Origin of the sequence: Pseudomonas sp. QTF5 (assembly GCF_000512695.2) — a bacterium.
Taxonomy (GTDB): domain Bacteria; phylum Pseudomonadota; class Gammaproteobacteria; order Pseudomonadales; family Pseudomonadaceae; genus Aquipseudomonas.
Genome location: NZ_AZRW02000068.1, coordinates 1 through 11683, shown reverse-complemented (window position 1 = coordinate 11683; position 11683 = coordinate 1). Strand labels below are relative to the sequence as shown.

The 11683-nt window shown below is 57.9% G+C and carries 11 protein-coding genes; 3 read left to right on the top strand and 8 right to left on the bottom strand.

Features of this window, described 5'->3' with window-relative positions:
- Positions 1-408 precede the first annotated feature (408 nt).
- A complete protein-coding gene (gene betT, locus IC37_RS28290) occupies positions 409-2364 on the top strand; it encodes a choline transporter BetT (protein ID WP_177409433.1) in 1956 nt (651 codons plus the stop codon).
- Positions 2365-2381: 17 nt separating this feature from the next.
- Here the strand turns inward: betT and IC37_RS28285 are convergent, their stop codons facing one another.
- Entirely contained in the window at positions 2382-2639 is a 258-nt protein-coding gene (locus IC37_RS28285; protein WP_030128215.1) for a hypothetical protein, read from the bottom strand.
- Positions 2640-2825: 186 nt separating this feature from the next.
- Positions 2826-3566, bottom strand: a complete 741-nt coding sequence (locus tag IC37_RS28280; protein WP_030128216.1) for an SDR family oxidoreductase — start codon at positions 3564-3566, stop codon at positions 2826-2828.
- A gap of 123 nt (positions 3567-3689) precedes the next feature.
- Here IC37_RS28280 and IC37_RS28275 point away from each other — a divergent pair, with 123 nt between their 5' ends.
- The gene (locus IC37_RS28275) at positions 3690-4580 is read left to right on the top strand and encodes a LysR family transcriptional regulator (protein WP_030128217.1); all 891 of its coding nucleotides are present in this window, start codon (positions 3690-3692) and stop codon (positions 4578-4580) included.
- Between the two features lie 189 nt (positions 4581-4769).
- The gene (gene mgrA / locus IC37_RS28270; RefSeq protein ID WP_030128218.1) at positions 4770-5807 is read left to right on the top strand and encodes an L-glyceraldehyde 3-phosphate reductase; all 1038 of its coding nucleotides are present in this window, start codon (positions 4770-4772) and stop codon (positions 5805-5807) included.
- A gap of 83 nt (positions 5808-5890) precedes the next feature.
- Here mgrA and IC37_RS28265 read toward each other — a convergent pair whose 3' ends face one another.
- The 6 genes from IC37_RS28265 to tauA all read right to left on the bottom strand — a co-directional run bounded on the left by IC37_RS28265 (position 5891) and on the right by tauA (position 11490).
- The gene (locus IC37_RS28265; RefSeq protein ID WP_030128219.1) at positions 5891-7093 is read right to left on the bottom strand and encodes an ImmA/IrrE family metallo-endopeptidase; all 1203 of its coding nucleotides are present in this window, start codon (positions 7091-7093) and stop codon (positions 5891-5893) included.
- Positions 7094-7096: 3 nt separating this feature from the next.
- On the bottom strand, positions 7097-7774 hold the full coding sequence (locus IC37_RS28260; protein WP_030128220.1) for a hypothetical protein: 678 nt from the start codon (positions 7772-7774) through the stop codon (positions 7097-7099).
- Positions 7775-7897: 123 nt separating this feature from the next.
- Complete coding sequence (tauD, locus tag IC37_RS28255; RefSeq protein ID WP_030128221.1) at positions 7898-8740, bottom strand: taurine dioxygenase; 843 nt, start codon at positions 8738-8740, stop codon at positions 7898-7900.
- A 132-nt stretch (positions 8741-8872) separates the two neighbouring features.
- A complete protein-coding gene (gene tauC / locus IC37_RS28250; RefSeq protein WP_030128222.1) occupies positions 8873-9706 on the bottom strand; it encodes a taurine ABC transporter permease TauC in 834 nt (277 codons plus the stop codon).
- On the bottom strand, positions 9703-10497 hold the full coding sequence (gene tauB / locus IC37_RS28245) for a taurine ABC transporter ATP-binding subunit (protein ID WP_030128223.1): 795 nt from the start codon (positions 10495-10497) through the stop codon (positions 9703-9705). Before tauB ends, tauC begins: the two co-directional genes overlap by 4 nt.
- A 15-nt stretch (positions 10498-10512) precedes the next feature.
- Positions 10513-11490: a taurine ABC transporter substrate-binding protein gene (tauA, locus tag IC37_RS28240; RefSeq protein WP_030128224.1), complete on the bottom strand. Its 978-nt coding sequence runs from the start codon at positions 11488-11490 to the stop codon at positions 10513-10515.
- Positions 11491-11683 lie beyond the last annotated feature (193 nt).

Sequence of the window (11683 nt, the reverse complement as noted above, 5' to 3'; positions counted from 1 at the left end):
AAGCTGAAGGCTGCCCAAGGCAGCCTTCAGCTATGAAACATGTTTACCGGACACTAGTGACGCCCCGCGTGGGAATGCCTCACTGGACGCTCCGCGTCCGCTCTTGATGTGACGCAGAGCGTCACGGGCTGCATTCCCACGCAGAGCGTGGGAACGATCATCCTCCAAACCCGCGTCATATCCTTCCTTGAGCTAGCGTAGGAAAGCTACCGCCGAGCCCTGCGATTAGTCCTTAGCCCCCTATCCATGTTTAACTTGAACGCTCATTCAAGTTAAACCGCCGGTTTGCTGCCCGCTCACAACAGGAGGCTTGCCTTTGCCGAGTCCGTTATTGATTTTCCTGTTTCACCCCTTTGAGGTGCACCTTTCATGAGTGCATCGTCCACCCCCGCAAGCGGCCAGGTCCGCATGAATCCGCCGGTGTTTTATTTCGCGGCGACCTTTATTTTGTTGTTCGCCGTTGTCGTCATGGCGATGCCCGAACAGGCCGGTGCCTGGCTGTTGCAAGCGCAAAACTGGGCGGCCAACACGGTCGGTTGGTATTACATGCTCGCGATGACGCTGTATCTGGTCTTCGTGGTGGTCACCGCCTTGTCTGGCTACGGCAAGATCAAGCTCGGTGCCGACCACGACGAGCCCGAATTCAGCTACCTGTCCTGGGCCGGCATGCTGTTCGCCGCCGGGATCAGCATCACGCTGTTTTTCTTTTGCGTGTCCGAACCGCTGACGCACCTGGCACAACCGCCGCAAGGCGAGGCCGGTACGGCGGATGCGGCGCGTCAGGCGATGCAGATTCTGTTTCTGCACTGGGGCCTGCACGGTTGGGGCGTGTTCGCCTTTGTCGGCATGGCGCTGGCCTATTTCGCCTATCGACATAATCTGCCGCTGGCCCTGCGTTCGGCGCTGTACCCGCTGATCGGCAAGCGCATCAACGGCCCGATCGGTTACGCGGTGGACGGCTTCGGTATCATTGCCACGGTGTTCGGCCTCGGTGCCGACATGGGCTTTGGTGTATTGCACCTCAACTCGGGCCTGGACTACCTGTTCGGCATCGCTCACACCCAGTGGGTTCAGGTCGGCCTGATCACGCTGATGATGGGCGCGGCGATCATCGTCGCGGTGTCCGGCGTCGATAAAGGCGTGCGGGTGATGTCCGACATCAACATGCTGCTGGCCTGTGCGCTGCTGCTGTTCGTGTTGTTCGCCGGCCCTACCCAGCACTTGCTCAATACGTTGATCCAGAACATCGGCGACTACCTCGGCGCCTTGCCGATGAAGAGTTTCGACCTCTACGCCTATGACAAACCCAGCGACTGGCTGGGTGGCTGGACGGTGTTCTACTGGGCCTGGTGGATTGCATGGTCGCCGTTCGTGGGCCTGTTCATCGCGCGGATTTCCCGTGGTCGGACCATCCGCGAATTCGTCTTCGGCGTGCTGTTGATTCCGCTCGGTTTCACCTTGGCGTGGATGTCGATCTTCGGCAATAGCGCCATCGACCAGGTCCTCAACCACGGCATGAGCGCACTCGGCATGTCGGCCATCGACAACCCGTCGATGACCCTGTACCTGCTGCTGGAAACCTACCCGTGGAGCAAAACCGTAATTGCGGTCACGGTGTTCATCAGCTTCGTATTCTTCGTGACATCCGCCGACTCCGGCACTGTGGTGTTGTCGACGTTGTCCGCCAAGGGTGGTAACCCGGATGAAGACGGGCCGAAATGGCTGCGAGTGTTCTGGGGCGCGATAACTGCGTTGGTGACCAGCGCGCTGCTGTTCTCCGGCAGCATCGATGCCTTGAAGTCAGCGGTGGTGCTGACCTCGTTGCCGTTCTCGATGATTTTGTTGCTGATGATGTGGGGGCTGCACAAGGCGTTTTATCTGGAATCGCAGAAGCAGATCGCGCAACTGCATTCCCTCGCGCCAGTGTCCGGCTCGCGGCGTGGTGGATGGCGTCAGCGTTTGAGTCAGGCGGTGCATTTCCCGTCTCGGGATGAGGTCTATCGCTTCCTCGATACCACGGTGCGCCCGGCGATTGAAGAGGTGACGGCAGTATTCGTCGAGAAGGGCTTGCACGTGGTCACGCAGCCCGATCCGGCCAATGACAACGTCAGCCTGGAGATCGGTCATGGCGAACTGCATCCGTTCATCTATCAGGTGCAAATGCGCGGCTACTTCACGCCATCCTTCGCCCGTGGCGGCATGGGTTCCAAGGAACTCAATAATCGTCGTTATTACCGCGCCGAAGTGCATTTGAGCGAGGGCAGTCAGGACTACGATCTGGTGGGCTACACCAAGGAGCAGGTCATCAACGACATCCTCGACCAGTACGAACGGCACATGCAGTTTTTGCATTTGGTGCGCTGATCGAGCGCCGGTGGCACTCAGGCGTTGGTCATCGTCATGAACAACACCAGCGCCGCCACCGGTACGCCGAATACCGCGCTACCCACCACCAGTTCGGTGCTCAACGGCTGGCCGGCGTTGACCATGCCGACCGCGCCGTTGATCAAGGTCAACGCCAGCCACAGCACGACAAAGCTGTAGGCCAGGATTTGGCGGGGGAAACCGATTTTCTCGCCGATGAACAGCATCAGCGCCAGCAGGGCCAGGCCGAAGAAGATGATGATGGTGGTGTGCATGATGCGTTCCTCCCTTCAGATGTGTGTTGCCCTTGAGGACGCCTTCGCGGGCAAGCCCGCTCCCACAGTGGTCGCTCTGGTGTTCACAGGCGTTGTGTTCACTGCGATCCCTGTGGGAGCGGGCTTGCCCTAAAGGGCTTGCCCGCGAAGGCGTCCTTACTGCTCACCCCAATACGTCGAGCATAGTTAAACCAACCCACCATTCACCCGCAGAATTTGCCCATTCACCCAACCCGAATCTGGCCCCACCAGAAACGACACAACACGAGCAATATCCTCCGGCTGACCCAAACGCTCCAGTGGAGGCATCTTGGCGAAATTCTGAATTTGCTCTTCACTCTTGCCGTGCAAAAACAGCTCCGTCGCCACCGGGCCAGGGGCCACTGCGTTTACGGTGATGTTGCGACCGCGCATTTCCTTGGCGAACACCTGGGTCAGGGATTCCACTGCTGCCTTGCTGGCGATGTACACCGCGTAGCCGGGCAAGTTAAGACCAACGGTGCTGCTGGAGAAATTGATGATCCGGCCACCGCTGTTCAGGCGAGTCGCCGCTTCACGCAAGGTGTTGAACGTGCCGCGCGCGTGGATGTTGAAGGTCTGGTCGAACAGTTCGTCCGTGTGCTGCGCCAGCGGCATCACTTTGAGGATGCCGGCATTGTTGATCAGCACATCGACCTTGCCCAATTGCGCTTCAGTCTCGTCGAACAATCGGCGCACGTCGTCGGCATTCGCCACGTCAGCCTTGACCGCTATGGCCTGATGCCCGGCCTGACGCAACTCCACGACCAGTTTTGATGCTTCAGTGGCGCTGCTGGCGTAGTTGATGGCGACGGCGAAACCTTCGCTGGCGAGTTGTCTGGCGATCACGGCCCCGATGCCGCGGGAGGCGCCGGTCACGATGGCAACTTTCGACGTTTGAGTAGTCATGGTGTTGATTCCTTGGAGGGGTTTGAAGTGGAGCCAGACTCACATGTTTACTCAAGGCGATAAATGCATGAGAGTTGCCTTGACTGTTCAATAATCGCCAACAATCGACGTCAGGAGCCCCGCGTGGATCAAGTCAAAGCGATGAAGATTTTCGTGCGAATCTACGAGCGCAGCAGCTTCACGCTGGCGGCCGATGATCTGAACCTGCCCCGAGCTACGTTGACCCACACACTGAATCAGTTCGAAGCCTGGCTCGGTACTCGTCTACTTGAGCGCAGCACCCGCAAGGTGCGTCCTACGCTGGATGGCGAGGCGTACTACTTGCGTTGCGTGCAATTGCTGGCGGAACTGGAAGAAGCCGAACTGGCATTCCGCAGCGTTGCGCCGAAAGGGCGGTTGCGTGTGGATCTGCATGGGACGTTGGCCAAGCACTTCGTGATCCCCGCGTTGCCGCAATTCATGGCGCGCTACCCGGACATCCAACTGTCCATCAGCGAGGCCGACCGCTTTGTCGACCTGATCGCCGAAGGCGTTGATTGCGTGCTACGCGCCGGCACCTTGGGCGACTCGGCACTGATCGGTAAACGTGTCGCCAACCTGCGACAGATCACCTGCGCCAGCCCCGCCTATCTGCGCAAATATGGCGAACCGAAAAACCTCGAAGACCTGAAAAAACACCGCGCTGTGAACTACGTTTCGCGTACCACCGCCAAGTTGTTTCCATTTGAATTCATGGTCGATGGCGAGCTGAAAGAAGTGGCCATCGATGGCGCGTTGTCGGTGTTCGGTGCGGAGATTTACGCAGCCTCGGCGATTGCAGGTCTGGGCCTGATTCAGTGCCCGCACTACCGAATGGAAACGCTGATTTCCCAAGGGCTGGTGCGGGAAATCCTCACCGACACACCACCGCCACCGATGCCGGTTTCCGTGTTGTATCCCCATAACAAACACATGTCGCCACGGGTTCGGGTGTTTGTGGATTGGTTGGAGGAGGTGTTTGCGGGGGCTCAGTAACTGCCGGCCCATCGATCGTTCCCACGCAGAGCGTGGGAACGATCACTACGGAGTTACTCAGCCGTCGAAGATCTGTGAAACGTTTCAGCATTTTCTCGAGTCCGAGGTTTATCGGCGTTTTTCCAAGCGTATGCTGGGCAACTTGCAAAGCAGTCGATACCACATTCAAGACAGACAAGAGAGGATTCGATGACCTACACCGCTGCCGAAAACCGCTACGATTCCATCCCTTACCGCCGCGTGGGTCGCAGCGGGTTGGTGCTACCGGCACTGTCCCTTGGCTTGTGGCACAACTTCGGCGACAGCACGCCAATCGATACCCAGCGTTCGTTGCTGCGCACGGCGTTTGACTTGGGCATCAACCATTTCGACCTGGCCAACAACTACGGTCCGCCGTACGGCAGCGCCGAGATCAACTTCGGTCGTTTGCTGCGTGAAGACTTCAAGCAGTACCGCGACGAGTTGATCATCTCTAGCAAGGCCGGTTGGGATATGTGGGCCGGCCCTTACGGTCAGGGCGGTGGTTCGCGCAAATACGTGCTGGCCAGCCTCGACCAGAGCCTGCGGCGTCTGGGTTTGGACTACGTGGATATCTTCTATTCCCACCGCTTCGACCCGGACACGCCGCTTGAAGAAACTGCCAGCGCATTGGCTACCGCCGTGCAGCAGGGCAAGGCGCTGTACATCGGCATCTCGTCCTATTCCGGGGTAAAAACCCGTGAAATCGCCGGATTGTTGAAGGAGTGGAAAGTGCCGTTGCTGATCCACCAACCGGCCTACAACCTGCTCAACCGCTGGGTGGAAAAGGACCTGCTGGACACCACCGATGAACTTGGCACCGGCGTGATAGCCTTCACGCCATTGGCTCAGGGGCTGTTGACCGACAAGTACCTCAATGGCGTGCCAGCGGATGCGCGGGTCAATCGTCCGGGCGGTGGTTCGCTGCAGGCGTCTCACCTGTCCGAAGCCAACATCGCCCATGTGCGGGCGCTCAATGAAATCGCCAAACGTCGTGGTCAGAGCCTGGCGCAACTGGCGTTGGCCTGGACCCTGCGCGATCCGCGGGTGACCTCGGCGCTGATCGGCGCGAGCCGGCCGGAGCAGATTATCGAAAACGTCGGGGCGTTGAAGAACCTGAGTTTTAGCGTGGAAGAGTTGGCGGAGATTGACCGGTTTGCCCAGGAGGGTGGGGTCAATCTTTGGGAGAAGCCTTCGACGGCGGAGTAAATTCGTTCGAGGGGCAAGACCCGAATTAAGCATCCCCTCGCGGAGAAGGGATGCGTGATTTGCTTTGATGGGCTACGCGGTCGTTATTTTTTACTTGGGAAGCCTAGTATCTCTGCTGTTTCGTTGAAAAATACATCCCTCGCAGATCTCTTTCTTAGCTGCATGTCGATCACCTGCGATTGATCTGGGAGGGTAAAGTAACCCTTATCCAGGCTACACAGGTTTTCCAGAATAGGCAGAGGTAGTCCCAGTAGCTGTCTGACTTGAGAACGGGAAAGGACCTTATTTTCCACGAGCATCTTTACACCTTGAGCAATTAACTGCGGCCTTTCAAAATCGAAATCGCCATCCATGGGTTCGCCTTTGACCCAGCCTCTTGCTGATCTGGCTTTCCACAATCTTGTTGTCGTGGTGTCATTGATTATCTCTAGGTCTAGACATCTACGAACCATCGCTGCCACAGAAACTTTCCAGCGTGGTTTCAGTGCTAGCAAGGTATCCAGCGTAGGCCAGCGAATCTCCCTTAAGAAACTCTCTGCTGGCATCAGGAATGCACTTGCAAATCGATGTGCCTGTGATTCAAGCAACGCGTAATTCGATTCGTACTGTTCCTTGGAAACATGCCGATGGAGAACGATATGTCCAAGCTCGTGGGCCGCATCGAATCGATTTCGTATGCCGTTCGCCTTGTCTGCTACAAGGAGTACATAAGGTCGCTGATCCAGCTCATACCAATTTGATACACCATCCATTTTCAGGTGGCCTAGCGTGGTTCGAGCACAAATGATCCCAGCATTCTCCATAACCTGAACGACATTGGGTATGGGAGCGATTCCCAAGCCCCACGCGTGACGACATTCGCTAGCCATTCGTTCGATTTCTTCGTCTGAAATCAGCAGGCAATTGCTTTCTTCCAGATGAGGAACATTAACGGCGACGAACTCAAGGCTTTCTTGAAGTTTATAGGAGATGTCTTGAAGCCACTCCAAGCGTACCTCCGCTATTTCTCTCGCATTAGCGGTGGCACTTACCTGCGAGCGGAAGAAGAACGGCGTGTTTTCACTCGTTACGATTTGCTCTTCTAGCAGCCAGTTTTCACTGACGCCAAAGACCTCGCATAACCGCTGGAAAGCATCGGCTTCCGGAACCTGGAGCCCGTTCTCCCATTTAGAGATATTTCCAGAGGCGCGTCCAACCATTTCGGCCAAGGCAGTCTGGGTGATACCGCACGTGAGCCGTAACTGTTTGAGACGCTCGGACTGAAAGCCCGCGACTCCAGTTCTCATGGTTCACCTCTTGGAATTTTGCTCATCATCAGTTTGGTCTTCGATTTCTTCAGCGCGGCGCATCTTATCTCGCAATTTCACCAATTCAATCGGTTTCTGATCAATTGCTGGGTTATCAGAGTAGCCCTGAAGAAGTTCTTCGAATGTGCAATCCATGTGGAAGCCCTTACCGTTGAAATAAGGTATGGCCATCACGATCGCCACGGGCTCTGATTGATCTGCTGAACGTGGAGGTGGTGCGTGGACTACGACGAGTGCATGGATCAATTGTTCGGAAACGGTGTGGGACAGCCCATCGATCCAATCCATCTGGGTTGATGCTAACGATTCGTTCAGCGATTTCAGTTCACTGCGGTGTTTCGCTGCGCGAACTTCTTTTTGCCAAGGCAAAACGACAGATGTGATGCGCAGTTTTCCCAGTTCCAATAGGACGTAACTGTGCCCTTTGGGGTCGGTTGATTTGATGAGCGGATTCCAGCGTGTCATGCCTGCTAAGGCTTCCTGAGCAAGTGAGTGGCGTAAGTGTCCCCGTAGATCTTCTTGAGGGGTATGAATCAGGAGGTCCTGGACCACTTTAGAAGCTTTTTGGAAGGTTTGAGGAATCAGGACGCCGAGTTCTTCAAAAAACTCTCTATCAACTTGCGCACGAATGAAGCTTTGAATTTCTTCTTTGGTGACCATGCGTTTCACCACTCACTATTCGGTAAGCGGATTTTTACTTTATTTTTATTCGTTATGGAAGGGCGGCCTGTTTTTTTATACAGCTTGCCAGACGAGTGGGGGCGTCAATTCGAGGCTCAAGCATCACCGGAAAAACGGCACATCCCCCAACACCGTCGCCCGCTGCATCACCCGCCGTGCCGGGCGGTAATCATCCACCGCGTGATGCTGGGTCACGCGGTTGTCCCAAAACGCGATGTCGTCTTTTTGCCAGCGCCAACGGATGGTGAATTCCGGCCGTGTGGTGTGGGCGAACAAGAATTTCAGAATCACCTCGCTTTCCGTTTCCGACAGCTCATGGATCTTCGACGTGAACCCTTCATTGACGAACAACGACCGGCGCCCGCTCACCGGGTGCGTGCGAATCACCGGGTGCGACAACGGTGGGTTCTTGCGCCGGGCTTCTTCCCACAGGGCCAAAGCTTCTGGTGTATTGCCATAGCGTTCCAGTGGAAACGAGCGGGTGAAATCGTGAGTGGCGGTTAACCCTTCGAGCAGGGTTTTCATCGGTGAGGACAGTGCTTCATACGCCGCAATACCACTGGCCCACAGCGTGTCGCCGCCAAATTCCGGCAGCAACTTGGCGCTGAGCACCGCGCCCATCGCCGGGGTCGGCAGGAAGGTCACGTCGGTGTGCCAGATCGCGTTGTCCCGCACGTCGGTGACGGCGGTGTCGAGGATCAGCACTTCAGGCTGCTCCGGCACGTTCGGGTAGATCGGGTGAATGTGCAGGTCGCCGAAATAGGCGGCGAATCGCGCTTGCTGCTGCGGCTCGATCGGTTGGTCGCGGAAGAACAGCACTTGATGCTTGAGCAGCGCCTGCTCGATGGCGTCGCGTTGCTCCAGGTTCAGCGGCTGGCTGATATCGATGCCGCTGATTTGCGCGCCGAGGGCGGAGCTTAAAGGGACGATGGTCAGGTGGCTCATGGTCTCTCTCTTCGAATTCGGGGTGTCGAGCTGTTTGTGGGAGCGGGCTTGCTCGCGAAGAGGCCGTGTCAGTCAACTTAGATGTTGAGTGCTGGACCGCTTTCGCGAGCAAGCCCGCTCCCACATGAGTACTCAGTGAGCCTGGCCGTGCCATGGCACCAGTTTGCGTTGCAGGGCACGCAGGCCCATTTCCATGACGAAGGCGATCAGCGCGATCACCAGTATCCCCAACACCACCACATCGGTGACCAGGAATTGCGCGGCCGACTGCACCATAAAGCCCAGACCGCTGGTGGCAGCGATCAACTCGGCGGCCACCAGCGTCGACCAACCCACCCCCAAACCAATTCGCACGCCAGTCAAAATGTCCGGCAAGGCACTGGGCAGAATCACATGCCGAATCAACTGCCCCCGAGTCGCACCCAACGACTGCGCGGCGCGTAATTTCGCCGGGTCGACGGTACGTACGCCAGTGGCGGTGGCAATTGCGATCGGCGCGAAGATCGCCAGGTAGATCAACAAGACTTTCGACAGCTCACCGATACCGCACCAGATCACGATCAGCGGCAGATAAGCCAGTGGCGGAATCGGGCGATAAAACTCGATCAGCGGATCGAGAATGCCGCGAGCGATGCGGTTGTGGCCGATGGCTATGCCGACCGGCACGGCGGTCAGCACCGCGAAGCCCAGGCCCAGGCCAATACGGCTGAGGCTCGCGCCCAAGTGCTGCCACAAGGTCGAATCCATGTAGCCGGTGGTCACCAGCAGCCAGCCTTTTTGCAGCACGGCGGAGGGTGGCGGCAGGAACAGCGGTTCGATCAAACCAGTGGCCGTGACGGCCCACCAAATGGCAACGAGAGCGACCAGCGTCAGCACGCTGATCCAGCGCGTGTTCAAACTGCGACGCAGCGGAATGACCGTCGAGCCCGGTTTCACCGTCGCGGCGGGAATTTCATAGGTGCTCATGCACGCTCCTGCCGCTGGACGGCACTGCGTTGGGAGAACACTTTGGCGAGCACGTGTTCGCGGGTTTCGATAAAGCGCGGGTCGGATTTGATCGCCCGCGCCGATTCGCCGGCAGCGTAACGCTGACCGAAGTCCAGGCTCAGACGCTCGACGATTTGCCCGGGGTTGGGCGCCAACAGAATCAGATCCGTGGCGAGGAACGCCGCTTCTTCAATGTCGTGGGTAATCAGGAACACCGGTTTGGCCGTGCGCTGCCAGACTTGCAGCAACAGCTCCTGCATCTGTTCCCGGGTGAAGGCGTCGAGGGCGCCGAAGGGTTCGTCCATCAGCAAAACCCGAGGGTCTGCCGCGAGGGCGCGAGCGAGGCCGACACGTTGTTTCTGCCCGCCCGAGAGCTGCCAGATTCGGCGGTTTTCGAAACCGGAAAGGTCCACCAGCGCGAGCATTTCCCGGGCGCGGCTTTCGCGCTTGTCCCGGGGAACGCCAGCCAGTTCCAGACCGAAGCCGACGTTGGCCAGCACGTCCTGCCAGGGCAACAGAGCGTCGTCCTGGAACACCACGCCGCGTTCGGCGCTCGGGCCTTTGACCGGCACACCGTCAAGGGTGATGCGCCCGGCACTGGGTTCGACGAAACCGGCAATCAGGTTCAACAGCGAGGTCTTGCCACTGCCGGACGGGCCGAGGGCGACCAGCAATTGCTGGGGCCCAAGGCTCAGGGAAATATCCGCCAGCACAGGTGCCGTGCTGCCTGGGTACTGTGCGCAGATGCGCTCCAGTTGTAGCAAAGCCATCGCGGTAACTCCCGATCAGTTGGTGATGTACTTGGCGCTGACGTATGGCGCGTAGTCCGGCAGCACGGCCTCGACCTTGCCTTGTTCCTTGAGGAACACCGCGGTGTCGGTGATGGCCTTGGTGGTCGGCGCGCCGAGGGTGATCACCTGATCAGCCGCGAGCGGGAAGACGTTGCCTTGCAGCAGCAATGGAATGTCGCTGGCCTTGGCACCGGAGAGCTTCACCAGTTTGTCGACGTTGCTTTGATTGGCGAGCCAGGCTTTCGGGTCTTTGCGGTAGTCGGCGTAGGCATCGAGGGTCACCTTGGCGAACGCGGTGACGATTTCCGGGTGCTTCTCGGCGAAATCCTTACGCACGATCCAGGCATCGAAAGTCGGTGCGCCGAACTTGGCCAGTTCGCCCGAGGTGATCAGCACTTTGCCGTTTTCCTTGGCCACGCCGAGAGCCGGATCCCACACGTAGGTGGCGTCGATATCACCGCGTTTCCATGCAGCGATGATCGCTGGCGGCGCGAGGTTGAGTACGGTGACTTTCGACGGGTCGATGTTCCAGTGTTTCAGCGCGGCCAGCAGGCTGTAGTGGCCGGTGGAAACGAACGGTACGGCGATTTTCTTGCCGATCAGGTCTTGCGCAGTCTTGATCCCGGAACCGTCGCGAGCGACCAGCGCTTCGGCGGCGCCGATCTGGGTGGCGATGAGGAAGGTTTCTACCGGGACTTTGCGGGTGATTGCCGCCGTCAGGGGGCTGGAGCCGATGTAGCCGATTTGCACATCGCCAGAAGCGATGGCGGCAATGATGTCGGCGCCGTTGTCGAATTTGCGCCAGTCGATGTTGGCTTTGGTGGCTTTTTCGTAGGTGCCATCGGCCTGGGCGACTTTGGCTGGGTCAACGGTGGTCTGGTAGGCGACGGTCACATCTGCCGCCTGGGCAAAGAAACTCACCGCAGCCAGAGACGCGGCCGCCAGGAGGCGAAGGGGGAAAGTCAGTTTCATAGAGAAGCTCCTTTTCAGACGACCGAGAGTCGGCGTGAAAGGAGACTAAATGATATAAGAATCCGAAAATAAATAACTTTTTCGAATTACCTTATGAGCGGAAAATTCTAAGAGAGCATAGTTGTATATCGCTTTTGTGGCGAGGGAGGCCCCGCACCGTCTTCGACGCCGCGCTGTCGCGCAGCAAACTGGT

Excerpts from the sequence above, each read along its gene's own strand:
- tauC (WP_030128222.1), bottom strand. The coding sequence starts at position 9,706 with ATGAGCACCTATGAAATTCCCGCCGCGACGGTGAAACCGGGCTCGACG.
- mgrA (WP_030128218.1), top strand. The coding sequence starts at position 4,770 with ATGACCTACACCGCTGCCGAAAACCGCTACGATTCCATCCCTTACCGC.
- tauA (WP_030128224.1), bottom strand. The coding sequence starts at position 11,490 with ATGAAACTGACTTTCCCCCTTCGCCTCCTGGCGGCCGCGTCTCTGGCT.
- tauB (WP_030128223.1), bottom strand. The coding sequence starts at position 10,497 with ATGGCTTTGCTACAACTGGAGCGCATCTGCGCACAGTACCCAGGCAGC.
- IC37_RS28265 (WP_030128219.1), bottom strand. The coding sequence starts at position 7,093 with ATGAGAACTGGAGTCGCGGGCTTTCAGTCCGAGCGTCTCAAACAGTTA.
- tauD (WP_030128221.1), bottom strand. The coding sequence starts at position 8,740 with ATGAGCCACCTGACCATCGTCCCTTTAAGCTCCGCCCTCGGCGCGCAA.
- IC37_RS28285 (WP_030128215.1), bottom strand. The coding sequence starts at position 2,639 with ATGCACACCACCATCATCATCTTCTTCGGCCTGGCCCTGCTGGCGCTG.
- IC37_RS28280 (WP_030128216.1), bottom strand. The coding sequence starts at position 3,566 with ATGACTACTCAAACGTCGAAAGTTGCCATCGTGACCGGCGCCTCCCGC.
- IC37_RS28260 (WP_030128220.1), bottom strand. The coding sequence starts at position 7,774 with ATGGTCACCAAAGAAGAAATTCAAAGCTTCATTCGTGCGCAAGTTGAT.
- betT (WP_177409433.1), top strand. The coding sequence starts at position 409 with ATGAATCCGCCGGTGTTTTATTTCGCGGCGACCTTTATTTTGTTGTTC.